The sequence below is a fragment of the Pseudomonas sp. RC3H12 genome, assembly GCF_018596375.1.
In the GTDB taxonomy this organism is placed as follows: Bacteria; Pseudomonadota; Gammaproteobacteria; order Pseudomonadales; family Pseudomonadaceae; genus Aquipseudomonas.
This window is the reverse complement of sequence record NZ_CP075595.1, coordinates 5,215,081-5,238,477: the sequence shown is the minus strand read 5'-3', so window position 1 is coordinate 5,238,477 and position 23,397 is coordinate 5,215,081. Positions and strand designations below refer to the sequence as shown.

Here is a 23,397-nt window from a genome sequence, read left to right as displayed (position 1 = left end):
CACAGTGGATTGCGCAATAGCCTAAGCCCTGCGTGGTCCTGTGGGAGCCGGCTTGCCGGCGATAGGCCGCACTGCGGCCCCAGCTATTTCAACCCGGCTGATAGAACCCCGAGGCAGGCACCTGCTTCAACGCCCCCACCAGCGCATCGACCTGCCCCCAGGCGACGGTCAGATGCTGCAGGCTCGACGCCTGGAGCTGCTTCAGATCGCCGTCGGTCGCCAGTTCCTGGGCGTGGTAGCCGTCGGTATAGGCGATGAACATGAAATGGCAGACGTTCATCAGCACTTCCTCGATGGGCACGGCGCCTTCGAGGATGGCGGTGGAGAGGGATTGGCCGGGTGGGAGTTGGAATTTGGCGTGGAGGTCTTCGGGTGGGTCGGGGACGATCTTTTTCATGGCAGTCACCTGAATGCAGTGATGCTGCACCATTCGTTTCCACACAAAAGGGTGGCAGCTGTACACGGGGTGGAAACCCGGATGCATTCAGGAAAACCCGGTAGGCATAAAGCCTCCCGTGCACAGCCGCCATGACGACACGTTCCAGAATGCATATCCGGGTTTCCACACCCGATCGCTGAACCGACAGCGACCGGGAAAGCCTAGTGGGCAGGATTTCCCCGGACAATCAGACGTGAATCGACAGACTGCGTAGGGTATTTCCTCCGGCCTCAAGTTTTTATCAGAAGGTTACCTGTAAGTGAGTAGGAATATTCCGCGCGCCTAGTATTTTTACCAGTTGCGGGGTCACCAACCTCCCCACAAAATTTTGCTTCAGCAAACTCACAGTCGGAGGACCTATGACACAGGACCACAAAGCCAGCAGCGCAACCACTCTACTGGCAACAGATGCTCCAGGTTCTGTTCTGCGCCAGCTATCTAGTCACCTGAACTACAATTACACACCTTTCGGCTATGATGCCCCCAGAGCTAATGGTGGGCCATTGCTAGGGTTTAACTCGCAGCTTCTTGACCTTTCCTGCACCTACCTTCTAGGAAGCGGATATCGCGCATACAACCCAACTACGATGCGCTTCAATTCACCAGACAGCCTCAGCCCATTCAACGGTGGCGGTATCAATATATATGCTTACTGCTCTAACGACCCAATCAACAACGTAGATCCAAGCGGTCACATTCAACGCCCGCTGCTGCAAACCAACGCGACATATAAAGCCCACCATGGGATTTTGTATAAAGCTATGCCGTTCAATGGGAAACATCGAATGGTTCAGGCGCCTCCAGGATCAATGAATATACTTGAAGCAGGCATCACTAAATCTCAAGCGGTATTAGAGATACTCAATCAAGAAGCTAGCACATTGAAACGCCTGGCACAGCCCGAGCTAGGCATCATACTTACATCTCAGCAAATCATCGTCAAAAATAACAATACCTTAGCTCAGCTACCGATACCCGCACGCGGTGCAAGAGATCGTGACAATGTTAAAAAAGTCCACCAAAGACTAGATGCAAGCTCCGCCCTAGAACAGGGAAGAATCAATGTAGCAATGAACAGCAAGAAACAATTTCTCACCTCACTTAAAAGAGTCGAAGATGAAATAGCAATAATTAAAAATGACATTTACATAACACTGAAAACCATGGACGCCACACGAACCAAGAAATAAGCAAACACACAAGCGGCAACGAAATGCGGCACAACCAACCTAGCACCTAACACCAATAACAACACCCCTGAACGGGGTGTTGTTATTTAATAATCTAAGCGGCACTAAACGTCCTATGCGGATCAATCACAAACTTCTTCGGCACCCCCGCATCAAACTCCCCATACCCCTCGGGCGCCTGATCCAGGCTGATCACCTGCACCCCCACCACTTCAGCGATATTGATGCGGTCCCACATGATCGCCTGCATCAACTGGCGGTTGTACTTCATGGTCGGGGTCTGTCCGGTGTGGAAGCTGTGCGACTTGGCCCAGCCCAGGCCGAAGCGAATGCTCAAGGCACCGATCTTGGCGGCGGCATCCACCGCGCCCGGATCCTCGGTCACGTAAAGGCCCGGAATACCGATCTTGCCGGCCACGCGGGTGACTTGCATCAGCGAGTTGAGCACGGTGGCCGGGGCTTCGTGCTTGGCGCCTTCATGGCCATGGCCACGGGCTTCGAAGCCGACGGCGTCCACGGCGCAGTCCACTTCCGGCTCGCCGAGGATATCGACGATCTGCTCGTGCAGCGGGGTGTCCTTGGACAGGTCGACCACTTCGAAACCTTGCGACTTGGCGTGGGCCAGCCGGGCCGGGTTGAGGTCGCCGACAATGACGCAGGCGGCACCCAGCAGGCGGGCGGACGCTGCGGCAGCCAGGCCGACCGGGCCGGCACCGGCGACATACACCGTGCTGCCCGGGCCAACGCCAGCAGTAACGGCGCCGTGGTAGCCGGTGGGGAGGATATCGGACAGGCAGGTCAGGTCGCGGATCTTCTCCATCGCCTTGTCGCGGTCCGGCAGTTTCAGCAGGTTGAAGTCGGCGTATGGCACCAGCACGTATTCGGCCTGGCCACCGGTCCAATCGCCCATGTCGACATAGCCGTAGGCGCCGCCAGCGCGGGCCGGGTTCACGGTCAGGCACACGCCGGTGTGCATCTCTTTGCACGAACGGCAACGGCCGCAGGCGACGTTGAACGGGACCGACACCAGGTCGCCGATCTTCAGGCGCTCGACGTCACGCCCCATCTCGACGATTTCACCGGTGATTTCGTGGCCCAGCACCAGGCCGACCTGGGCGGTGGTGCGGCCGCGGACCATGTGCTGGTCGGAGCCGCAGATGTTGGTGGAGACCACCTTGAGGATGACACCGTGCTCGATCTTCTTGCCGCGCGGGTCCTGCATCTTGGGGTAGTCGATCTTCTGCACCTCGACCTTGCCCGCGCCGAGATACACCACTCCACGGTTACCAGACATGCTCTTACCTCGCTTGATTTGTATTTATGCAGCGGTGGTGGAAAGCGCCGCCTTTCCGTGGGCGGCCTGTGTTACTGGAATGAAGGGATTGTGGGCTTGATGGGGGATGGGGCGGTGACTGGATGCGACAGGGGGATGCCTGTTTGCGGCGCAGCTAACGTCGCAAAAAGCATCGCGGGGCAAGCCCGCTCCCACGCTGGATAACGTGGGAGCGGGCTTGCCCCGCGATGGTGTCGGCTCAGAGAACGACAGTACGATTGGCGTTCAAAAATACCCTTCTTTCGATGTGATAGCCGACCGCCCGCGCCAGGGTCAGGCACTCGATATCCCGCCCCTTGGCGATCAGGTCTTCCGGGTAGTGGCTGTGATCCACCACCTCCACACCCTGGGCGATGATCGGCCCTTCGTCCAGGTCGTTGTTGATGTAGTGCGCGGTGGCACCCACCATCTTCACGCCCTTGTTGTAGGCCTGGTGATACGGCTTGGCGCCCTTGAAGCCAGGCAGCAGCGAGTGGTGGATGTTGATCGCCCAGCCATCCAGCCGGCGGCACAGCTCCGGCGACAGCACTTGCATGTAGCGGGCGAGGATCACCAGCTCGGCGCCGCTCTCCTCGATCACCTGCAGCACCTTGCGCTCCTGCGCCGGCTTGTCGTTGGGGTCGAGGGCGAAGTGGTAGTAGGGAATCTTGTGCCAGTGCGCCAGCGGCTCCAGGTCGGGGTGGTTGGACACCACCGCAACCACGTCCATGGCCAGCTGGCCGATGCGTTGGCGGTACAGCAGGTCGTTCAGGCAATGGTCGGCCTTGGACACCATGATCACCACCTTGGGGCGGTGATTGGGCGCGGTCAGCTCGAAAGTCATGCCGAAGGCTTCGCTGCGTTCGGCGAGGCCGGCACGGAAGCCCTCCTCGTCGAAGCCGTCCGCGGCGCGGAACTCCACACGGATGAAGAACCGCCCCGACAACCGGTCATCGAAGGAATGGTGCTCGGTGACGTAGCAGCGCTGCTCGTAGAGATGACGCGTCACCACATCGACCGTGCCGAGCATGCTCGGGCAGTCGGCGGTGAGAATCCAGGTGTCCGGTGCCCGACTCATGGTGCTGCTCCTTACGCTTCGATGGCCAGGCCGTACTCGGCCGATGCGTCCTGCAGCCACAGCCACCAGTAGTCGGAGAAGCTGCGGCGAATCACCAACTCCCAGGTGTCCTCGGCGGTACGGCGGATCACCAGTTGCGACTTGGCGAAGACGGTGCCAACGGCCTTGCCGACCGGGAAGTTGTTCGGGTGTACATCATAGCTGGTGGATTTCATCAGCACGTCGCGCACGTTGGGGCCGCGCAGCTCGAGCAGGGTCTGCCCGCCGGTGACGTTGACCACCTGGATGTGCTGGCCGTCGAGGGCATCGCGCAGCTTCTGCTCGACGGCGAACTCCTGGCCGCCGGGGACGATCAGCAGCCACTCGTCCGGGCCGACCCACTGCAGCGACATCTCGCTGTTGGCGACCACGGTCAGGGCCACCGGCAGCTCCAGGCCCAGGGCCTTGTGCACGCCGCCGGCAAAGGCCTGGTCATGGCCGTCGCCACGCAGGGTCAGGTGGCCGAGGAATTTCTTTTCGCGCAGGGTCACGCCTGCGTTCTTGCGGCCCTTGCCAACCAGGCTGGCCAGGTCGGCGTGGTGCAGTGGCGACTGGGCCTTGGCGTCAGGGCCTGGGTTTTGCTGGAAGACGTTGATAGCGCTCATTTCTTACCTGCCTTGAATTCTTGTGCGAGGAACCACACTGATCTCGTGGGAGCGGGCTTGCCCCGCGATAGCGGCATCAGGGCCTCAATCGCATCGCGGGGCAAGCCCGCTCCCACCAGGACCGCGTCATCCTGAAATCAAACGTTCTGCCGCTCACCCTTCGGATCGAAGAACACCGAAGACACGATCTCGGCCTCGATCACACTGCCATCGGCCTGCGGCGAATAGACCCGCTCGCCCAGGCGCTTGAGGCCGCCCTTGACCACGCCCATGGCGAACGAATAGCCCAGGGAGTTGGCCGCGTAGCTGGAGGTGACGTGGCCGACCATGTCCATCGGGATCGGCTGCTTGGGGTCGAACACCAGCTGGGCGCCCTCGGGCAGCCACACGTTCGGGTCCACGGGCTTGAGGCCCACCAGCTGCTTGCGATTGTCGCGGGTGGTGTCCTCGCGGTTCATGCCGCGCAGGCCGATCCACGAGAAGGCCTTGTTGCGGCCCACGCACCAGCTCATGTTGAGGTCGTCCGGGGTCATCGAGCCGTCGGTGTCCTGGCCGACGATGATGAAGCCCTTCTCGGCGCGCAGCACGTGCATGGTCTCGGTGCCGTAGGGGGTCAGGTTGTACTTTTTGCCCGCCTCGACGATCTGCTCCAGCACGCCCATGGCGTAGTTGGCCTGGACGTTGATCTCGTACGACAGTTCACCGGTGAACGAGATGCGGAACACCCGCGCTGGCACGCCGCCGACCAGGCCTTCCTTCCAGCTCATGAACGGGAAGCCGTCCTTGTCCAGGTCGATATCGCTGACCTCGGCCAGCAGCTTGCGGCTGTTGGGGCCGGACAGGGTCATGGTCGCCCAGTGGTCGGTGACCGAGGTGAAGTACACCTTCATCTCTGGCCATTCGGTCTGGTGGTACAGCTCCAGCCACTGCAGCACGCGAGCGGCGCCACCGGTGGTGGTGGTCATGATGAAGTGGTTGTCGCCGACGCAGGCGGTCACGCCGTCGTCGAAGACCATGCCGTCTTCCTTGCACATCAGGCCGTAGCGGGCCTTGCCCACGTCGAGCTTGGTCCAGGCGTTGGTGTAGATGCGGTTGAGGAACTCACGCGCATCCGGGCCCTGGATATCGATCTTGCCCAGGGTCGAGGCGTCCAGCAGGCCGACGCTGTCACGCACGGCCTTGCACTCGCGGGCCACCGCGGTGTGGATATCTTCGCCGGGCTTGGGGAAGTACCACGGGCGCTTCCATTGGCCGACGTCCTCGAACTCGGCGCCGTTCTTGATGTGCCAGGCATGCAGGGCGGTGAAGCGCACCGGCTCGAACAGGTGGCCGCAGTGCCGGCCTGCTACCGCGCCGAAGGTCACCGGCGTGTAGTTGGGGCGGAACATGGTGGTGCCCATTTCCGGGATGCTGATCCCGAGCGAGCGGGCGGCGATGGCCAGGCCGTTGATGTTGCCCAGCTTGCCCTGGTCGGTGCCGAAGCCCAGGGCGGTGTAGCGCTTGACGTGCTCGACCGACTCGAAGCCTTCGCGGGTGGCCAGCTCGATGGCCGCGGCGGTGACGTCGTTCTGTTGGTCGACGAACTGCTTCGGCGCACGGGCGGTGCCTTTGTCGTGGGGCACTTGGAACAGGGCCACGGTGGCCTCTTCCTTGCGCGCCAGGGTTTTCGGCAGGGTGCCGACACTGGCCTTGAAGCCGGCCTCGGTGGCAGCGCGAACACCGCCTTCGAAACCGTCGGCGATCACGTCACCAAGGGCATAGACGCCGTTCACGCCACCGACGCACACGCGTTTCTGCGGGGCATCGCCCGGCACGAAGCCGAGGATGTCTTCACGCCACACCGGGCGACCGCCCAGGTGCGAGGCCAGGTGCACCACCGGGCTGTAGCCGCCGGAGGTGGCGATCAGGTCGCAGTCGAGGGTTTCACCCGGGCTGGTGACCTTGTGCGCCTGCACATCGATGGCGGCCACGCGGGCGCCAGTGACGTGCTTGCTGCCCTTGGCCTCGATCACGGCGCTGGAGGTGAGGATGCGAATACCTTTGGCGCGAGCCTCTTCGACCAGCGAGCCACGCGGGTTGTGGCGGGCGTCGGCGATGGCGACCACTTGCAGGCCGGCATCGTGCCAGTCCAACGCGGCACGGTAGGCGTGGTCGTTGTTGGTCGACAGCACCAGCTTGCGGCCCGGGGCCACGCCATAGCGGCGCACGTAGGTGGATACGGCGCCAGCCAGCATGTTGCCCGGCAGGTCGTTGTTGCCGTACACCAATGGACGCTCATGGGCGCCGGCGGCCAGCACCACACGGTTGGCACGGACGCGATGCACCCGCTGACGCACCTGGCCGATAGGCGCGCGGTCACCGAGGTGGTCGGTGAGGCGTTCGTGGATCGTGAGGAAGTTGTGGTCGTGGTAGCCATTGACGGTGCTGCGCGGCAGCAGGGTGACTTCCGGCAGGTTTTCCAGCTCGGCCACCACGGCATTGACCCAGTCAGCGGCTGGTTTGCCGTCGAGGGTTTCGCGGCTGTCGAGCAAGGTGCCGCCGAACTCTTCCTGCTCGTCGGCCAGGATCACCCGGGCACCGCTACGGGCAGCGGCCAGCGCGGCGGCCAGGCCGGCAGGGCCGGCGCCGACGATCAGCACGTCGCAGTGCTGGTTCATGTAGTCGTAGCTGTCCGGATCATTCTGCAGCGGCGCACGGCCGAGGCCCGCCGCCTTGCGGATGTACTTCTCGTAGGTCATCCAGAACGACTTGGGGTACATGAAGGTCTTGTAGTAGAACCCGGGCGGCATCATGCTGCCGCCGACCTTGCCGATGATGCCCATCATGTCGTTGTTGACGTTCGGCCAGCCGTTGGTGCTGGTGGCCACCAGGCCTGCGTACAGGGCCTGCTGGGTGGCGCGCACGTTGGGGATCTGGGTAGCTTCGCTGGCGCCGATCTGCAGGATCGCATTCGGCTCTTCGGTACCGGCGGCGATGATCCCGCGGGGACGCGAGTACTTGAAGCTGCGCCCGACGATGTCGACGCCGTTGGCCAGCAGCGCGGCGGCCAGGGTGTCGCCGGCATAGCCCTGGTAGGTCTTGCCGTTGAAGGTGAAATTCAGCACCTTGCTGCGGTCGATACGGCCGCCGCTGGCGAGGCGATAGGTCTGGCTCATACTTTTTCCCCTTGGCCCTTGGCGGTCGCTGGCGCGCTGCTCTGTTTCGAGGCGGCGGTGACCTGAGGCTTCTCGCCGATCTTGTAGGTTTCCAGAATCTCGTAGGTCACGGTGTCGCGGGTGACGTTGAAGTACTGGCGGCAGCCGGCAACGTGGTCCCACAGCTCGTGGTGGATGCCACGCGGGTTGTCGCGGAAGAACATGTAGGTGCCCCACTCCTCGTCGGAGCAGGCGTTCGGGTCCAGCGGGCGGGCGATATGCGCCTGGCCGGACGCGTGGAATTCTTCCTCGGAGCGCAGCTCGCCGCAGTGGGGACAGAAGATGTGCAACATGACGGTTGTCTCCGGGGTCAGTGGGCGACGGCAGCGGCGCCGTGTTCGTCGATCAGCGCGCCGTTGTAGAAACGGTCGATGGAGAAAGGCGCGGCCAGCGGGTGCATCTCGCCCTTGGCCAGGCTGGCGGCAAACACGTTGCCCGAGCCCGGGGTGGCCTTGAAGCCGCCGGTGCCCCAGCCGCAGTTGAAGAACATGTTCTTCACCGGGGTCTTGGAGATGATCGGGCAGGCGTCGGGGGTGGTGTCGACGATACCGCCCCACTGGCGGTTCATGCGCACGCGCGAGAGGATCGGGAACATCTCGACGATCGCCTGCAGGGTGTGCTCGATGACCGGGTACGAACCGCGCTGGCCGTAGCCGACCCAACCGTCGATACCGGCGCCAATCACCAGGTCGCCCTTGTCGGACTGGCTGATGTAGCCGTGCACGGCGTTGGACATGATCACGCTGTCGATGATCGGCTTGATCGGCTCCGATACCAGTGCCTGCAGCGGGTGCGACTCCAGCGGCAGGCGGAAGCCGGCGAGCTTGGCCATGTGCCCGGAGTTGCCGGCGGTGACCACGCCGACGCGCTTGGCGCCGATGAAGCCCTTGTTCGTTTCAACCCCGATCACGGCACCGTTCTCCTTGCGGAAGCCGATCACCTCGGTCTGCTGGATCAAGTCCACGCCCAGGGCGTCGGCGGCACGGGCGAAGCCCCAGGCCACGGCATCGTGGCGGGCCACGCCGCCACGGCGCTGCACGGTGGCACCGAGGATCGGGTAGCGGGTGTTCTTCGAGCAGTCGAGATATGGGATCTCGGCCGCCACCTGTTCGGTGCGGATCAGCTCGCCGTCGACGCCGTTGAGGCGGTTGGCGTTGACCCGGCGCTCGGAGTCGCGAATGTCCTGCAGGGTGTGACACAGGTTGTAGACGCCGCGCTGGGAGAACATCACGTTGTAGTTGATGTCCTGGGACAGCCCCTCCCACAGCTTCATGGCGTGTTCATACAGGTGCGCCGACTCATCCCACAGGTAGTTGGAACGCACGATGGTGGTGTTGCGAGCGGTGTTGCCGCCGCCCAGGTAGCCCTTCTCGATCACCGCGACGTTGGTGATGCCGTGCTCCTTGGCCAGGTAGTAGGCGGTGGCCAGGCCATGGCCGCCACCGCCAACGATGACCACGTCGTAGACCTTCTTCGGCGTCGGCGTGCGCCACATACGCTGCCAGTTCTCGTGGTGGCTGAGGGAGTGCTTGAAGAGGCCGAAGCCCGAATAACGTTGCATGGTGTTCTGCTCCACTCAGCGGTAGACCGGGAAGTCGGCGCACAGCGCGGCGACGTTCTTGGCCACATCGGCCTCGACATCGGCGTCGCCCAGGTTGTCGAGCACATCGCAGATCCAGCCGGCCAGCGCAGTGCACTGGGCAACCTTGAAGCCACGGGTGGTGACCGCCGGGGTACCGATGCGCAGGCCCGAGGTGACGAACGGCGACTGCGGGTCGTTGGGCACGGCGTTCTTGTTGACGGTGATATGGGCGCGGCCCAGGGCTGCGTCAGCGTCCTTGCCGGTCAGGCCCTGGCGGATCAGGCTGACCAGGAACAGGTGGTTGTCGGTACCGCCGGACACCACGTCGTAGCCGCGCTCGATGAATACCTGGGCCATGGCCTGGGCGTTTTCGATGACTTGTTTCTGGTAGGCCTTGAACTCGGGCTCCAGAGCCTCCTTGAAACACACCGCCTTGGCGGCGATCACGTGCATCAGCGGGCCGCCCTGGGCACCGGGGAACACGGCGGCGTTGAGCTTCTTCTCGATCTCTTCGTTGGATTTGGCCAGGATCAGGCCGCCACGAGGACCGCGCAGGGTCTTGTGGGTGGTGGTGGTGACCACGTCGGCGAACGGGATCGGGTTCGGGTACAGCCCCGCGGCGACCAGCCCGGCGACGTGGGCCATGTCGACGAACAGCAGCGCGCCGACTTTATCGGCGATCTGGCGGAAACGCGGGAAATCCAGGGTCTTGGAGTAGGCCGAGAAGCCGGCGACGATCATCTTCGGCTTGTGTTCCACGGCCAGGCGCTCGACTTCGTCGTAGTCGATCAAGCCGGTTGCGGTGTCAATCCCGTATTGAACGGCGTTGTACAGCTTGCCCGAGGACGACACCTTGGCGCCGTGGGTCAGGTGGCCGCCGTGGGCCAGGCTCATGCCCAGGATGGTGTCGCCGGCCTGCAGCAGGGCCAGGTACACCGCGCCGTTGGCCGAGGAGCCGGAGTGCGGCTGGACGTTGGCGTAATCGGCGCCGAACAGCTGCTTGGCGCGCTCGATGGCCAGCGCCTCGACTTTATCCACATGCTCGCAGCCGCCGTAGTAGCGCTTGCCCGGGTAGCCTTCGGCGTACTTGTTGGTGAGGCCGCTGCCCTGGGCCTGCATCACGCGCTTGCTGGTGTAGTTCTCCGAGGCGATCAGCTCGATGTGATCTTCCTGGCGCTGTTCCTCGGCATTCATCGCCGCCAGCAGTGCGTCGTCGTAACCCTGGATCTGGTCTTGCTTGCTGAACATCGTGTATCTCCCGGCAGCGATCGTTTCTTGTCTGGTGAGGGTTTTCCCACCCTTTGCAGCGATGGTATGACCGGGCACGGCGGTACAGATGCCTGCGCGCGCCTTGCAATGGCGCGTTTACGACATTGCTACCCCAAGCACCACACAGCCCTGTGGGAGCCGGCTTGCCGGCGATGGAGCCAGACGCAGAACCATCGCTGGTTGAGCGGACGCTATCGCCGGCAAGCCGGCTCCCACAGGGATAGCGGTGGCCTGTATAGGCAACCGCCGAATCGATGGTTTAGAGTGCGTGCCTGCGTCGTAAAAAGGACAGGCGTCATGACCAATAACAACCAGCAATTCGCCAGCGACAACTATTCCGGCATCTGCCCCGAAGCCTGGGCCGCCATGGAAAAGGCCAACCACGGCCACGACCGCGCCTACGGCGACGACCAGTGGACCGAACGCGCCTCGGAGTACTTCCGCAAGTTGTTCGAGACCGACTGCGAAGTGTTCTTCGCCTTCAACGGCACCGCCGCCAACTCCCTGGCCCTGGCCTCGCTGTGCCAGAGCTACCACAGCGTGATCTGTTCCGAGACCGCCCACGTCGAGACCGACGAATGCGGCGCGCCGGAGTTCTTCTCCAACGGCTCCAAGCTGCTCACCGCGCCTAGCGTCAACGGCAAGCTCACCCCCGAGTCGATCCGCGAAGTGGCACTCAAGCGCCAGGACATCCACTACCCCAAGCCGCGGGTGGTGACCCTTACCCAGGCCACCGAAGTGGGCACCGTCTACCGCCCCGACGAGCTCAAGGCGATCAGCGCCACCTGCAAGGAGCTGGGCCTGAACCTGCACATGGACGGCGCGCGCTTTACCAATGCCTGCGCCTTCCTCGGCTGTTCGCCGGCCGAACTGACCTGGAAGTCCGGCGTCGATGTGCTGTGCTTTGGCGGCACCAAGAACGGCATGGCGGTGGGCGAGGCGATCCTGTTCTTCAACCGTGCCCTGGCTGAGGACTTCGACTACCGCTGCAAGCAGGCCGGGCAGCTGGCGTCGAAGATGCGCTTCCTGTCGGCACCGTGGGTGGGCCTTTTGGAAGACGGCGCCTGGCTGCGCCATGGCAACCATGCCAACCGTTGCGCGCAGCTGCTGGCATCGCTGGTGAGTGATTTGCCGGGGGTCGAGCTGATGTTCCCGGTGGAAGCCAACGGGGTGTTCCTGCAGATGCCGGAACATGCCATCGAGGCGCTACGTGGCAGGGGCTGGCGCTTCTATACCTTCATTGGTAGTGGCGGCGCACGCTTCATGTGTTCGTGGGATACCGAAGAGGACCGCGTGCGCGAACTGGCAGCAGATATCCGTAGCATTATCGGCGTCTGACGCCATTGTTCGGCAGGCCACAAGGCCTGCCGGGCTATTTTCAACGACGCGTATAACAATCTCTAGCCTGAAGTCACCTGACAGTTTTGCCAGTTTGCAACGTGCAGACGAGGCTTTATGTTCTTCGGCAGCCAATGGCTTTGACCCACCACGCCGAGGATGCATCATGACTACGAAAGTGTTGATAAATGATGAAGAAGTAGAAAATATTCATCCGACCAACCTGCGGTTCTTTCTCGCACTCAAACTTAAAGACCAATATATTGGCCGCCGTCAGTCTGGCCTTGTCACCAAAGTCACCCACAAGGAGGAAGGTGACAACGTGACCGTAGAGATCACCTTGGACGGGGCCACGGTAAGTGGCAATTCATCCTATAAACATAAAAATCGAACGCTCCGGCATCGCGGCCCAAATGCACCCATCACAGAAGTCACATTCTACGGGTCGAATAACGATACTCACTACGTCGATGAGCCTGAGATAGGCAAACTTATCAAGCTTAGTGCCGGTGAGAATTTCAAGATCAAGTGTGTGGATGAAAAAGAGAAAGAGGTCACTCTGATTGGCCAGATCATTGAGCAAATATTTGAGTATGAATTCGCTGGATCCAGCTCCCTTTGGACTGCTGTACATTAATCATCTTCATGGTAACTGCTACAGTCTCACCACCCGGGAGGGCTTTGCCCTTCTGTAGCGGTACAAGGCCGCGAAGCGGCCCCCGGCAATCTAAAGCCTGAACCCCCCCATCTGCCGCGCCAGATCATCAGCCAGGCCACGCAAAGCCTGGCATTCGTCCCGGCACCCTTGGACTTCGGCCGCAGTCTCCCGCGCCAGGTCGGAAATCCCCTGTACGGTGCGATTGATTTCCTCGGTCACCGCCGACTGCTCTTCGGTCGCAGTCGCCACCTGATTGTTCATGTCGCTGATGTGCTCGACCTGGTCGGTAATCGCCCCCAATGACGCGCCGGTGAGCTGGCTGGACTCCACACCACTGCCGGTCGCCTGCTGCCCCGCCTGCATCGAACTCACCGCTGAACCCGCCCCCTGCTTGAGGCGCTGGATCATCTGCTGCACTTCATCGGTGGACAGCTGTGTACGCCGGGCCAACGTCCGCACTTCATCGGCCACCACGGCAAATCCACGGCCCATCTCCCCTGCCCTGGCCGCTTCGATGGCAGCATTCAATGCCAGCAGGTTGGTCTGCTCGGAAATACTGCGGATCACCGCCAATACTTCGTCGATCGAGGCGACTTCATCAGCCAACTGGCTGACAGCATCAGCCGCCTTGCCGATATCGCCCGACATGCCCTCGATACCCTGGATCGAGCGCCGTACCACTTCGCGCGCCTGCAGGGCCTCATCCCGCGCCGATTGCGACGCCTGCGCCGCATCGCCGGCATTGCGGGCGATGTCCTGCACGGTCAGGCCCATCTCGTGCACCGCGGTGGCGACCATCTCGGTCATTTCCTGCTGGCGGCCCGAGCGTTCGGCGGTGTTGTCCACCACCTGGGTCACCTGCTCCACCGACAGGTGCAGGCGTTCAGTGGTGCGCAGCACCTCGCCGATCAGACCACGCTGGCTGTCGAGGAAACGGTTGAAGCCACGGGCCAGGTCGCCCAGTTCGTCCTGGCGCGAGTCGTCCAGGCGATGGCTGAGGTCTCCCGCGCCACTGCCGATCTGCACCAATGCGGCGGTGACCTGGCGAATGGGGCGTACCAACCCGCGTGCCAGCAGCACCACCAGCAATAGCGAAAGCAACGCCACACCACCGCCGATCAGGCAGGTCTGCCAGATAGCCTGGCGCGCCTGGGCGTAGATCTCGGCTTCCGGCACTTCGGCCACCAGCGTCCAGTTCAGGTCGCGCAAGGGCAAGCCCAAGGCCAGGTAGTCCGCGCCATCACGTTGGAAACGGCTGCTGCGCAGGCCTTCGCCGCCTACCAGCACGGCCTTCGCCGCCTCGACGTCCAGCTGCTCGGCGAGCTGGCGCTTGCCACTGAACTGCTGGTCGGGATGGACCTGGATCAACCCGTCGTTGCGCACCAGGAACACCTTGCCGTGCTCGCCGAAGCTGAAGTCGTGGATCAGCTTCGACAGCTCGGTCATGCGCAGGCCCATGCCGGCTACACCGACCAGCTGGCCATCCTTCTCGACCCGGTAGTCGATGAACAGTGCCAGCTCGCCGGTCGAGCCGTCGATATCGATGTTGATCAGGCGCTCGGCGCCACTGTCGATGTAGCCGTAGAACCATTTGTCCTTGGGGTTGGCACGGCTGAGGGTACGGTCCAGGCCCTTCTCGTTGTAATAGTGGCCGGTGACGGTCGAGGCGAACAGGGTGGTGAAGGCGTGATTGCGCTGCTTGGCCGCGTCCAGGTATTCGATGAAGCGCGGCAGCTCGGCCGGGGTTTCACCGGCGGCCAGCCAGTCACGCAGGAGGGTGTTGCCAGCGATGTCCGCCGCCGCCACCAGCGGCTGGCCGAGCATGCGCTCGATATCGTTGCGGATGGCCTCGACGCTGGCCGGCAGCGCCGTGTCGACCAGGTAGCGTTCGGTGAGGCGGTTGAGCGCCACCGTGTAGATCGCCACCACCCCCAGGATGCTCACCAGCAGGGCGGCGCCCATGCTCGCGATCAATTGCCACTGGATGCTCCGCTGCCAGATACGCATGTCCCACTCCCCGATAATTATTGTTTTTCGGGAAGTGTATACACTTAAGTATCCAGTTGTTCCAGTGATCTGCGACAGGATGACCGCCACCATCGCGGGGCAGGTCGGGTCGACGCATCGTCGCTCCCACGAAGCCCCGCCATGACATCATTCAGACGTCGGAGACGGCCTTGCTGATGGCATCGACCGTGGCGTCGATCTGCGCCTGGGTGCGCTCGAGGGTGCGGTCGTGCTCGCGCTGCAGTTCGATCTGCCTGGAGCACAGGTTCAGGGCGGCCAGCACCAGCAGCTTGTCGCCGATCAGGGTCGGGTAGCTGCGCTTGGTCTCGGCCAGGGCGACATTGAGCATGCGCACGGCCTGGTTCAGGGTTTCTTCCTGGCCCTCGGGGGCCTTCAGCGAATAGTCGTTGCCCAAGATCGACACGACGGTGACCGGCTGCGCTTGCAGTCTCATGCGTTCACGACACCTGCGCTGGCGCGCTCGACCAAGGCCTGGATGCGCGCGGCGGTGGCGCCGTGCTTCTCTTCCTGCTCCATGAGCGACAACTGCAGGCTGTCGTTCTCTTCCTTGGCCTGGGCCAGTTCCTGGCTGAGGCTGGTGTTCTGTTCGGCCAGCTGTGCGTTCTTGTGCATCAGGTCGCTGACCAGTTGCTCGAGTTGATTCAGGGAAGTTTCCAACATGCGTCTATCTCGGTTGTTGCAAAGGGCGCACACGATAAGGAAAAACCTGCGCCCCCGCCATTAAATATCGGATTCAAAAGGTGTTTGCCGGGTTCAGGTTGACCCAGGATCAGCGCCCTTGTTCCGACTTGGGTCAACCGCTGGTCAGGAAAATAGTTAGCTGCCTCACAATTTCATCAAGTCAGCCTAAAGACTGGCCGGTCACGACCGATAGGCAGGCAGGTCTTCTTCCGTCGCATGGATCGCGGCACCTCTTCTGCCTTGGAAACCGCCTCCATGTCCTTACGCAATATGAATATCGCGCCCCGCGCGTTGCTCGGGTTCGCCGTGATCGGTGTGCTGATGCTCGGCCTGGGTATCTTCTCGCTGATCCAGATGGGCAACATCCGCCAGGCCGGCGTGACCATCGAAGAAGTCAGCGTGCCCAGCATCAAGACCCTCGACGAGCTGACCGCGCTGAACCTGCGCCTGCGCACCCTCTCCTACCGCTTGCTGCTCAACCGCGAGCCGGCCACCCAGCAAGATACCCTGCGCCTGCTGGACGAGCGCAACGCGCAGATCGACAAGGCGCGCCGCGCCTATGAGCCGCTGGTGACCGCCGCCGACGAGAAGGCCGTCTTCGACCAGTACGGCCTGCTGCTCAACCAATACCGCCAGCTCGAGGCGCGCATGCGCAGCCTGAGCCAGGCCGGCGACCTCGATGCCCTGCGTGACCTGCTCAACCGCGACCTGCTGGACAACTCCGAGCAGATCAACAAGGTCATGGACGCGCTGGTGCGCATCAACACTGACCAGACCAGCGCCACCAATGCCCAGGCCGCCGAGCAGTACAGCGGCGCCTTCGCCCTGGTCATCAGCCTGCTGGTGGCGGCCACGGTGCTGACTTTGCTGTTCGCCTTCCTCCTCACCCGCAGCATCGTCAAGCCCATCGACGAGGCGCTCAAGGCCGCCGAGCAGATCGCCGAAGGCGACCTGACCCACAGCATTCACGCCGACGGCACCGATGAGGCCGCGCGCCTGCTCAAGGCCATGGCCAAGATGCAGGACAAGCTGCGCGACACCCTGCAGCTGATCGCCGGCTCCGCCACCCAGCTGGCCTCCGCCGCAGAAGAGCTGAACAGCGTGACCGACGAAAGCGCCCGTGGCCTGCAGCAGCAGAACAACGAGATCGAGCAGGCCGCCACCGCCGTTACCGAGATGACCAGTGCCGTCGAAGAAGTCGCACGCAACGCGGTCAGCACTTCGGAAGCCTCCAGCGAAGCCAGCCGGTCGGCCGGCGATGGCCGCGACCTGGTACTGGAGACCGTGGGCGCCATCGAGCGCATGAGCGGCGATGTGCAGGCCACCGCCAAGCTGATCGCACACCTCGCCGAGCAGTCCCGTGATATCGGCAAGGTGCTCGACGTGATCCGCGGCCTGGCCGACCAGACCAACCTGCTGGCGCTCAACGCCGCCATCGAGGCCGCCCGCGCCGGCGAGGCCGGTCGTGGCTTCGCCGTGGTCGCCGACGAGGTGCGCGCACTGGCGCATCGCACCCAGCAGTCCACCAGCGAGATCGAGCGGATGATCGGCAGCATCCAGGGCGGCACCGAGCAGGCCGTGGACTCGATGCGCACCAGCACCGAGCGCGCCGAGTCGACCCTGAACATCGCCCGTGGCGCGGGCCTGGCGCTGGACACCATCGCCGGGGCGGTGGCGCAGATCAACGAGCGCAACCTGGTGATCGCCAGCGCCGCCGAGGAGCAGGCCCAGGTGGCCCGCGAGGTGGACCGCAACCTGGTGAACATCAACGACCTGTCGGTGCAGAGCGCCACCGGGGCGCACCAGACCAGCGCGGCGAGTGCCGAGCTGTCCCGTCTGGCAGTGGATCTGAACGGGTTGGTGGCGCGGTTCCGCACCTGATCCTCAAACGCATCGCGGGGCAAGCCCGCTCCCACCAGCCTCACTGCGTGGGAGCGGGCTTGCCCCGCGATCGCATCCGATCGAGGATCAATACTCGATCCGCACATCCCCCTTCGGCACGCTGCAACACGACAGGATGTAGCCCTCGGCCTCGTCCTCCTCGGTGATCCCGCCGTTGTGCTCCATCTCCACCTCGCCGCCGAGCTTGAGCACCTTGCAGGTGCCGCAGATGCCCATGCCACAGGCCTTGGGGATCATCAACCCGACCTTGGCCGCGGCCGCGTGCACGGTCTCGCCCGGGGCCACGCGAATACTCTTGTCGCTACCGACGAACTCCACCAGGTTGAGGTCGGCTACATCCACTTCCGGCGCATCGGCCGCGGCCTCCGCGTGCTCGACCGCGTCGGCCTTGGCCTCCGGCGGCGTCGCGCCGAACGATTCCTCGTGGTAGTTCTTCATGTCGAAGCCGACCGCTTCGAGCATGCGCTTGACCGCGCTCATGTAGGGCGTTGGGCCGCAGCAGAATATGGTGCGCTCGAGGTAGTCCGGGGCGATCAGTTCCATCAATCGCTGGTTGAGGTAACCGCGATAACCCGCCCACGGCTCGCCCAGCCCATGCTTCTCGCAAATGATATGCAGGCTGAAGTTAGGGATGCGCGAGGCCATCTGCTCCAGCTCACGGTGGTAGATGATGTCTTTCGGCGAGCGGGCGCTGTGCACGAACACCATGTCGACATTGGCGTTGGTGTCGTAGAACCAGCGGGCCATGGACATTACCGGGGTGATGCCGACGCCGCCGGACAGGTACAGCGTCTTGCCGGCCGGGAAGTCGATGGCGTTGAACAGCCCCACCGGCCCGTGCACCGGTAGCTCGGCGCCTTCGTGCATGGTGTCGTGGAGGAAGTTGGAGACCAGCCCGCCCGGGACCCGCTTGACGGTGATCGAGAAGCTGTAAGGCACTGACGGCGAGCTGGAGATGGTGTACGAACGCATCACCGGCTTGCCTTCGATCTCCAGTTCCAGGGTGACGAACTGCCCGGGCTTGAAGAAGAACATGATCGGCTGGTCAGCCATGAAGCAGAAGGTGCGCACGTCCCAGGTTTCCTGGATGACCTTGACACAACGCACGATGTGGCGGCCATTGGCCCAGGTCTGGGTGGTAACCGGGTTGAGGAAGGTATCGGACATGTTCATCTCCAGCAGCCGACTGTCGGCCTTTCTTATGGCTCCGATAATGCGCATAGCGCCGTCTACGTACATTCCCATCCGCGACATCGGCGTGCTTATCGCGACCAGCCCCGCGCTACAAGGGCTGGCGCGTCGGAATTCGATGCGGCCATGTCGCCCGTGGATATGGTCCTTTCACTGCGCGGACGCACACTCCTCGGCAAAACAACACGCTGTTTATCGCGAAGAACAGCCTTGCGGCACTACAACAACGATTAGCCACTTCAGCCGGCCGCACGCGGCCACGAGGACCACACGATGGACGTCACCGCAACCCTGAGCCTGGGCGATCCACTGGAACCTGCACGCAAGGCCACCGCCGAGATGCTGCAGACCCGCGAGCGCACCTACTCGCTGCCGCAACCGTTCTACTGCGACGAGCGCCTGTTCCAGATCGACATGCAGGAGATATTCCACAAGGAGTGGCTGATCGCCGGCATGGTTTGCGAGATCCCGACCAAGGGCAACTACATCACCCTGCAGATCGGCAAGAACCCGATCATCGTGATACGCGGTGCCGAAGGTAAGGTGCATGCCTTCCACAACGTCTGCCGCCACCGCGGCTCGCGCCTGTGCGTCAGCGACAAAGGCAAGGTGGCCAAGCTGGTCTGCCACTACCACCAGTGGACCTACGAACTCGATGGCCGCCTGCTGTTCGCCGGCACCGAGATGGGCGCCGACTTCGACATGAACCAGTACGGCCTCAAACCCGTGAACGTGAAGGTGGCCGGGGGCTACATCTTCATCAGCCTGGCCGAGAACCCGCCAGCGATCGACGAGTTCCTCGCCACCCTCGACCACTACATGGAACCCTACGACATGGAGAACACCAAGGTGGCGGTGCAGACCACCTTGATGGAAAAGGCCAACTGGAAACTGGTGCTGGAGAACAACCGCGAGTGCTACCACTGCAGCGGCTCGCACCCAGAATTGCTGAAGACCCTGCTGGAGTGGGACGACACCAACGATCCCCGCGCCAGCCAGGAATTCAAGGACCACGTCGCCGCCTCCGCCGCCGCCTGGGAAGCCGAGAAGATCCCCTACCTGCACAAGAGCCACGGCTTGCGTAACCGCATCGTGCGCATGCCGCTGCTCAAGGGCACCGTGTCGATGACCATGGACGGCAAGGTGGCGTGCAAGAAGCTGATGGGCCGCATCAAGAACCCGGATCTGGGCTCGATGCGCATCCTGCACCTGCCGCATTCGTGGAACCACTGCATGGGCGACCACATGATCGTGTTCACCGTGTGGCCGATCAGCGCGCAGGAAACCATGGTCACCACCAAGTGGCTGGTGCACAAGGATGCGGTGGAGGGTGTGGATTACAACCCCGAGGAGATGCGCAAGGTGTGGGATGCCACCAATGACCAGGATCGGCGGTTGGCGGAGGAGAACCAGCGGGGGATCAACTCAACGGCGTATCAGCCGGGGCCTTATTCGAAGACTTATGAGTTTGGCGTGGTGAACTTCATCGACTGGTACAGCCAGCGGATGCTAAATAATCTGGGGGCGGAGCCTGCTGCTTACCTTAAGGAAGTAATGGCTCAGTAAAAGAGTGGCCACGCCTGCGGTGGGTCGCAGGCGTGGCCACTGGTACCAGCGCTCAGCTCTACTCTCTACGATAATTTTGGCTGTCGGCATATGCCGGACTTTTTCAGTAACTTTACGCCCGCATATTTTCCACCACGCCCACTAGATCGAATGTATTATCAATGGTCGAAGACCTACGACTAGGGTAAGGTGAATTATCTTGAGAAGAATTATTACTCGTAGCACTCGATGCGTGCCTGAGTCTCACGGCGCTTTGACCACCAAAGTTGCCACCTTCAACCACAACCTCTGGAAACGAACTGCTTGACTCTCGAAAACCCAAATTATTCATACCCACAGAAACTTCACGCCCACGTTGGCCCCAAGCATGGTAGCGATTCGACGCAGACACATAAGCCGATTGAACACCTCTGACTGCAGACATAACAACATTGGCGGCAGGCTCCCTGAATACAAGTAGCGCCGCAGCGACAGTTGCGTCATTGATCATACTGTCTCCCAGCGGGACATCATTATACTGCAGCACTGCACCCACGGAAGTATAGGCAGCAACAACACCACCAATTATAGACTGAGTTAATTGCCCACCCGAAAAGGTCGGGTTAGCTCTAAACGCCCCAGCGTCCTTGTATGTCGTATAACTACCCGCCAGCGCGGCAACCCCAGAAGCTGCCCACCCTGGAATGCCCATTATACGCCCACTAGGATCGATGAAATTTATTGGATTGCCCTGACAATAGGCATAGCTATTCAGCCCGCCTTTCCCCATTGGACTCATCTGATCAGCTGAATTGAAACGCATCAGTATTGGGTTGTAGCCGCGATAGCCATTGCCCAGCAAATAAATTTCTAATCCGCGTTCTCGCAGCTGCCCGGTAAAGCCCAGGGCTGCCATTTCTCGGCAGCTACCGCGGCCATATGGCATGTAGGCCTTAATCATGCGTTCAGTTAGAGTCACCGCGGCAATCGGGCTTGAAAGTTTGTCAACGGCCAACAAGCGCATACTCATATGATTTCCTCGCGCACCAGACGGTCAGTTCATACTGAATTACGCTATCACAGCCGCTGACAAAGGGTACTGGCAAAAATGCTAGGTTGCCTTACCTACCGAGATGCCCCATCCTCCAGACTCCGCCTCCTTCGGAGGAAAAACCTTGAAAATGTCCGATGCCTTTCGCCTGCTAGCAACCGATGCGCAGTGCTCGACGGTGCACCACTGTTCGGCGTGGGCGAGTTCTTCAATGGCTTACCCAGTCTATGGCCATACACCTTCGGCAAGCTACCCAACATTGATGTACGCAGGAAAACTACGTGAACGCTCAGGCTTTTATAGCCTTGGAAATGGTTATCGCATCTACAATCCAGTGCTGATGCGCTTCTACTCGGCGGATGTGCTCAGCCCATTTTTAGCAGGCGGGATAAACACATATACCTATTGCGAAGGGAATCCTGTGGGCTGGCAAGACCCTTCCGGGCATAACCGGGGGAGAAAGCGTAGTTTTATTCCATTACCAACGATCGTGGAGGAAAGCACAACGACAACGAAACCGACACTTTTGGCCTATCCTATTGAGGAGGCAGTGAATTCTGTACTAAAAGCCCCAATTGACGCTTTCCCACAACATATGCAAAAAAACATAAAAACAATAAATGAACAAAAGAGCAACATACTAAAGACCAAGGCCGAGATAAACAAATACAGCACTTCCATTACCTATGCCAGCACACCAACTAATAAGGCCCCACTTCCCGTTAGCGTACTCCTCACCTACATCACCATGAACAAAGAAATCCAGCACACTCACAAGACAATAAAACATAACGCGACGCACAGCTTGTTTCACTACATAAGAACAATGCCAATGGAGTCATTTATTGAAACTGCCAGAAAAATACAAGCCATCCGTAATGTCGAATCCGCCTAAATTTGACATGCACAGTGAATTGCAGCCCTCGTGCAGCCCAATCAAGGAATCCTCAACCTCCGTCTGCAGTGGTTTCTGATGTCCAGTGCCAACCCCAAACCTTATCCACAACCCTGCTGGTGCAGTGGAAGCCCCATCCGGCCTTTACAACCCTCCACCCCCGCATCTGTGCAAATGCTTGTTTTTTGATCAAACCTTTGAAAGCCGCGCGGTGTAAGGCCTACGGTAAAAGCTGAACAGATTATCCACAGCCTGGCAAACAGCAATTGTGGGCAACTGGATGAATCAAAATAATCAATTCACATGAGACTGCATACATCGCATTGATCGATTATTGCTCAATCGCTTGAGGGCCTTGCTATACAGGCCCTGGCGCGATTCGCAAACACTTTATCCACAGAATATCGAACAGATTTGGTGGGTAACCACGTCTATTTTTGATTAGTCACGGGGACGGCGGAGCAGGACTGATAAATTACCCACAGCCTGAAACTACTTACGAAGCAATGGCTGTTTTGCAGAACGTCTATTCTTACCCCATTGCAGGGTAAGCCCACTCCTGAAAAAGTGCGCAAGGCTCGTAGGAGTGGGTATTCCGGGAAATAGCGACAGCGTTGAATAGATTCAGCGCAACACCCCCTCCTCCACCAACAGCTTCAGAATGGCCTCGGCCCCTTCCTGCGCAGATACATCCTTCAGCACCTTACCGCCCCCACCACTGGCCTTGGCCGTGGCAGCCTTCATCCGGTCGGCACCGCTCTTGGCCTTGATCACCTTGAGCCGCTTGGGTCGTGGCCGGGCGGGTTGCAGGGCGTCTTCGGCGAGCAGCGGATCGTCCACTACCACAACCTCACGCGCCGCCAATATGCCCCGGCGCGCCGGGCCAAACGCGCTCTGGCGTGGCTTGGGCGCGGCGTTATCCACAGTGGCCAGCAACGGCAGGCGCACTTTCAGGCGACGCCGCTGGCCGCGAGGCAGGGCCTGTAATACTTGAGCAGTGCCGTTGTCGATGGATTCCACCTCAGCCAGCCCGACCACCAATGGCCAGCCCAGCTTCTCGGCCAGTAGGAACGGCAGCATGCCCGAGCCCTCGCCGGTTTCGGCCTGGCTGCCGGTCAGCACCAGCTGGGCACCCGCGTCGCGCAGATAGTCGCCGAGCACGCCCAATACATCGGCGCCGGCGGGCTGTTCCAGCACATCCAGGTGGTCCAGCCCCATGCCCAGGTAGGCACGCAGCGCCTCTTCACGAGGATCGCCGGCGTGCACCACCTGCAAGTTATCCCCAGCCAGTTGCAAGCCCAGCTCCACGGCACGGGCATCCTGCTCGGCGCGGCGCGCACGGCCGGAGCTGGGGTGGGCGCCGATCGAGACCAGGCTGATGACTTTCGTACTCATGCTCG

Annotated in this window: 20 protein-coding genes and 1 pseudogene; 7 read left to right on the top strand and 14 right to left on the bottom strand. The window is 61.5% G+C overall.

What is annotated here, in order from left to right; genetic code table 11:
* Window positions 1–88: 88 nt before the first annotated feature.
* Window positions 89–397 carry a hypothetical protein gene (locus KHO27_RS23840; RefSeq protein ID WP_046857444.1) on the bottom strand — a complete coding sequence of 103 codons (309 nt, stop codon included), beginning with the start codon at window positions 395–397 and terminating at the stop codon, window positions 89–91.
* A 401-nt stretch (window positions 398–798) separates the two neighbouring features.
* Between KHO27_RS23840 and KHO27_RS23835 the strand changes: the two genes are divergently transcribed.
* Entirely contained in the window at window positions 799–1,629 is an 831-nt protein-coding gene (locus tag KHO27_RS23835) for an RHS repeat-associated core domain-containing protein (RefSeq protein ID WP_214500878.1), read from the top strand.
* A 94-nt stretch (window positions 1,630–1,723) separates the two neighbouring features.
* Here the strand turns inward: KHO27_RS23835 and fdhA are convergent, their stop codons facing one another.
* The 7 genes from fdhA to KHO27_RS23800 form a co-directional block, all read right to left on the bottom strand.
* Window positions 1,724–2,923 (bottom strand): formaldehyde dehydrogenase, glutathione-independent, encoded by a 1,200-nt coding sequence (gene fdhA / locus KHO27_RS23830; protein WP_214500877.1) that lies wholly within the window; start codon window positions 2,921–2,923, stop codon window positions 1,724–1,726.
* Window positions 2,924–3,161: 238 nt separating this feature from the next.
* Window positions 3,162–4,019: a formyltetrahydrofolate deformylase gene (purU, locus tag KHO27_RS23825; protein ID WP_110700296.1), complete on the bottom strand. Its 858-nt coding sequence runs from the start codon at window positions 4,017–4,019 to the stop codon at window positions 3,162–3,164.
* Window positions 4,020–4,030: 11 nt separating this feature from the next.
* Window positions 4,031–4,663 carry a sarcosine oxidase subunit gamma gene (locus KHO27_RS23820; protein ID WP_102681863.1) on the bottom strand — a complete coding sequence of 211 codons (633 nt, stop codon included), beginning with the start codon at window positions 4,661–4,663 and terminating at the stop codon, window positions 4,031–4,033.
* A 137-nt stretch (window positions 4,664–4,800) separates the two neighbouring features.
* Complete coding sequence (locus tag KHO27_RS23815) at window positions 4,801–7,818, bottom strand: sarcosine oxidase subunit alpha (protein WP_214500876.1); 3,018 nt, start codon at window positions 7,816–7,818, stop codon at window positions 4,801–4,803.
* Entirely contained in the window at window positions 7,815–8,150 is a 336-nt protein-coding gene (locus tag KHO27_RS23810; protein ID WP_023631299.1) for a sarcosine oxidase subunit delta, read from the bottom strand. The genes KHO27_RS23815 and KHO27_RS23810 overlap by 4 nt, the downstream gene beginning before the upstream one ends.
* Before the next feature lie 17 nt (window positions 8,151–8,167).
* Window positions 8,168–9,418, bottom strand: a complete 1,251-nt coding sequence (locus KHO27_RS23805) for a sarcosine oxidase subunit beta family protein (RefSeq protein ID WP_046857448.1) — start codon at window positions 9,416–9,418, stop codon at window positions 8,168–8,170.
* Window positions 9,419–9,433: 15 nt separating this feature from the next.
* Complete coding sequence (locus KHO27_RS23800) at window positions 9,434–10,687, bottom strand: serine hydroxymethyltransferase (RefSeq protein ID WP_102681861.1); 1,254 nt, start codon at window positions 10,685–10,687, stop codon at window positions 9,434–9,436.
* A 318-nt stretch (window positions 10,688–11,005) separates the two neighbouring features.
* Between KHO27_RS23800 and KHO27_RS23795 the strand changes: the two genes are divergently transcribed.
* Entirely contained in the window at window positions 11,006–12,046 is a 1,041-nt protein-coding gene (locus KHO27_RS23795; RefSeq protein WP_110700292.1) for a threonine aldolase family protein, read from the top strand.
* Window positions 12,047–12,212: 166 nt separating this feature from the next.
* On the top strand, window positions 12,213–12,683 hold the full coding sequence (locus KHO27_RS23790) for a hypothetical protein (protein WP_111532522.1): 471 nt from the start codon (window positions 12,213–12,215) through the stop codon (window positions 12,681–12,683).
* Between the two features lie 90 nt (window positions 12,684–12,773).
* Here KHO27_RS23790 and KHO27_RS23785 read toward each other — a convergent pair whose 3' ends face one another.
* The 3 genes from KHO27_RS23785 to KHO27_RS23775 form a co-directional block, all read right to left on the bottom strand.
* Window positions 12,774–14,711, bottom strand: a complete 1,938-nt coding sequence (locus KHO27_RS23785; RefSeq protein WP_214500875.1) for a methyl-accepting chemotaxis protein — start codon at window positions 14,709–14,711, stop codon at window positions 12,774–12,776.
* A 151-nt stretch (window positions 14,712–14,862) separates the two neighbouring features.
* On the bottom strand, window positions 14,863–15,165 hold the full coding sequence (locus tag KHO27_RS23780; protein ID WP_214500874.1) for a cell division protein ZapA: 303 nt from the start codon (window positions 15,163–15,165) through the stop codon (window positions 14,863–14,865).
* Window positions 15,162–15,392 carry a hypothetical protein gene (locus KHO27_RS23775; RefSeq protein WP_102681859.1) on the bottom strand — a complete coding sequence of 77 codons (231 nt, stop codon included), beginning with the start codon at window positions 15,390–15,392 and terminating at the stop codon, window positions 15,162–15,164. The genes KHO27_RS23780 and KHO27_RS23775 overlap by 4 nt, the downstream gene beginning before the upstream one ends.
* A 237-nt stretch (window positions 15,393–15,629) precedes the next feature.
* On the opposite strand from KHO27_RS23775, the pseudogene KHO27_RS26615 reads away from it, so the two are divergent.
* Together KHO27_RS26615 and KHO27_RS26610 are read left to right on the top strand one after the other, a co-directional pair.
* Window positions 15,630–16,439, top strand: a pseudogene (locus tag KHO27_RS26615) (MCP four helix bundle domain-containing protein); the annotation flags it as partial.
* Window positions 16,422–17,294 carry a methyl-accepting chemotaxis protein gene (locus KHO27_RS26610; protein ID WP_371918340.1) on the top strand — a complete coding sequence of 291 codons (873 nt, stop codon included), beginning with the start codon at window positions 16,422–16,424 and terminating at the stop codon, window positions 17,292–17,294. The pseudogene KHO27_RS26615 and the gene KHO27_RS26610, both read left to right, overlap by 18 nt.
* An 87-nt stretch (window positions 17,295–17,381) precedes the next feature.
* On the opposite strand, the gene gbcB is transcribed toward KHO27_RS26610, so the two are convergent.
* Window positions 17,382–18,482, bottom strand: a complete 1,101-nt coding sequence (gene gbcB, locus KHO27_RS23765) for a glycine betaine monooxygenase reductase subunit (protein WP_046857453.1) — start codon at window positions 18,480–18,482, stop codon at window positions 17,382–17,384.
* Window positions 18,483–18,779: 297 nt separating this feature from the next.
* Between gbcB and gbca the strand changes: the two genes are divergently transcribed.
* Complete coding sequence (gene gbca / locus KHO27_RS23760; RefSeq protein ID WP_111532520.1) at window positions 18,780–20,072, top strand: glycine betaine monooxygenase oxygenase subunit; 1,293 nt, start codon at window positions 18,780–18,782, stop codon at window positions 20,070–20,072.
* A gap of 112 nt (window positions 20,073–20,184) precedes the next feature.
* On the opposite strand, the gene KHO27_RS23755 is transcribed toward gbca, so the two are convergent.
* Window positions 20,185–21,081, bottom strand: coding sequence for an RHS repeat-associated core domain-containing protein (locus KHO27_RS23755; protein ID WP_214500873.1), 897 nt, complete (start codon window positions 21,079–21,081; stop codon window positions 20,185–20,187).
* A gap of 151 nt (window positions 21,082–21,232) precedes the next feature.
* Here KHO27_RS23755 and KHO27_RS23750 point away from each other — a divergent pair, with 151 nt between their 5' ends.
* Complete coding sequence (locus KHO27_RS23750) at window positions 21,233–21,997, top strand: RHS repeat-associated core domain-containing protein (protein ID WP_250888392.1); 765 nt, start codon at window positions 21,233–21,235, stop codon at window positions 21,995–21,997.
* A 624-nt stretch (window positions 21,998–22,621) separates the two neighbouring features.
* Here KHO27_RS23750 and etfB read toward each other — a convergent pair.
* Window positions 22,622–23,392 carry an electron transfer flavoprotein subunit beta gene (etfB, locus tag KHO27_RS23745; protein ID WP_111532519.1) on the bottom strand — a complete coding sequence of 257 codons (771 nt, stop codon included), beginning with the start codon at window positions 23,390–23,392 and terminating at the stop codon, window positions 22,622–22,624.
* Between the last annotated feature and the right edge of the window lie 5 nt (window positions 23,393–23,397).

What these genes read in the sequence shown, in the direction of transcription:
- KHO27_RS23815 (WP_214500876.1), bottom strand. Translation starts at nt 7,818, where the DNA reads ATGAGCCAGACCTATCGCCTCGCCAGCGGCGGCCGTATCGACCGCAGC.
- KHO27_RS23795 (WP_110700292.1), top strand. Translation starts at nt 11,006, where the DNA reads ATGACCAATAACAACCAGCAATTCGCCAGCGACAACTATTCCGGCATC.
- KHO27_RS23810 (WP_023631299.1), bottom strand. Translation starts at nt 8,150, where the DNA reads ATGTTGCACATCTTCTGTCCCCACTGCGGCGAGCTGCGCTCCGAGGAA.
- gbca (WP_111532520.1), top strand. Translation starts at nt 18,780, where the DNA reads ATGGACGTCACCGCAACCCTGAGCCTGGGCGATCCACTGGAACCTGCA.
- KHO27_RS23790 (WP_111532522.1), top strand. Translation starts at nt 12,213, where the DNA reads ATGACTACGAAAGTGTTGATAAATGATGAAGAAGTAGAAAATATTCAT.
- KHO27_RS23775 (WP_102681859.1), bottom strand. Translation starts at nt 15,392, where the DNA reads ATGTTGGAAACTTCCCTGAATCAACTCGAGCAACTGGTCAGCGACCTG.
- KHO27_RS23820 (WP_102681863.1), bottom strand. Translation starts at nt 4,663, where the DNA reads ATGAGCGCTATCAACGTCTTCCAGCAAAACCCAGGCCCTGACGCCAAG.
- KHO27_RS23780 (WP_214500874.1), bottom strand. Translation starts at nt 15,165, where the DNA reads ATGAGACTGCAAGCGCAGCCGGTCACCGTCGTGTCGATCTTGGGCAAC.
- etfB (WP_111532519.1), bottom strand. Translation starts at nt 23,392, where the DNA reads ATGAGTACGAAAGTCATCAGCCTGGTCTCGATCGGCGCCCACCCCAGC.
- KHO27_RS23750 (WP_250888392.1), top strand. Translation starts at nt 21,233, where the DNA reads ATGTCCGATGCCTTTCGCCTGCTAGCAACCGATGCGCAGTGCTCGACG.
- fdhA (WP_214500877.1), bottom strand. Translation starts at nt 2,923, where the DNA reads ATGTCTGGTAACCGTGGAGTGGTGTATCTCGGCGCGGGCAAGGTCGAG.
- purU (WP_110700296.1), bottom strand. Translation starts at nt 4,019, where the DNA reads ATGAGTCGGGCACCGGACACCTGGATTCTCACCGCCGACTGCCCGAGC.
- gbcB (WP_046857453.1), bottom strand. Translation starts at nt 18,482, where the DNA reads ATGTCCGATACCTTCCTCAACCCGGTTACCACCCAGACCTGGGCCAAT.
- KHO27_RS23785 (WP_214500875.1), bottom strand. Translation starts at nt 14,711, where the DNA reads ATGCGTATCTGGCAGCGGAGCATCCAGTGGCAATTGATCGCGAGCATG.
- KHO27_RS26610 (WP_371918340.1), top strand. Translation starts at nt 16,422, where the DNA reads ATGGCCAAGATGCAGGACAAGCTGCGCGACACCCTGCAGCTGATCGCC.
- KHO27_RS23805 (WP_046857448.1), bottom strand. Translation starts at nt 9,418, where the DNA reads ATGCAACGTTATTCGGGCTTCGGCCTCTTCAAGCACTCCCTCAGCCAC.
- KHO27_RS23800 (WP_102681861.1), bottom strand. Translation starts at nt 10,687, where the DNA reads ATGTTCAGCAAGCAAGACCAGATCCAGGGTTACGACGACGCACTGCTG.
- KHO27_RS23755 (WP_214500873.1), bottom strand. Translation starts at nt 21,081, where the DNA reads ATGAGTATGCGCTTGTTGGCCGTTGACAAACTTTCAAGCCCGATTGCC.
- KHO27_RS23835 (WP_214500878.1), top strand. Translation starts at nt 799, where the DNA reads ATGACACAGGACCACAAAGCCAGCAGCGCAACCACTCTACTGGCAACA.
- KHO27_RS23840 (WP_046857444.1), bottom strand. Translation starts at nt 397, where the DNA reads ATGAAAAAGATCGTCCCCGACCCACCCGAAGACCTCCACGCCAAATTC.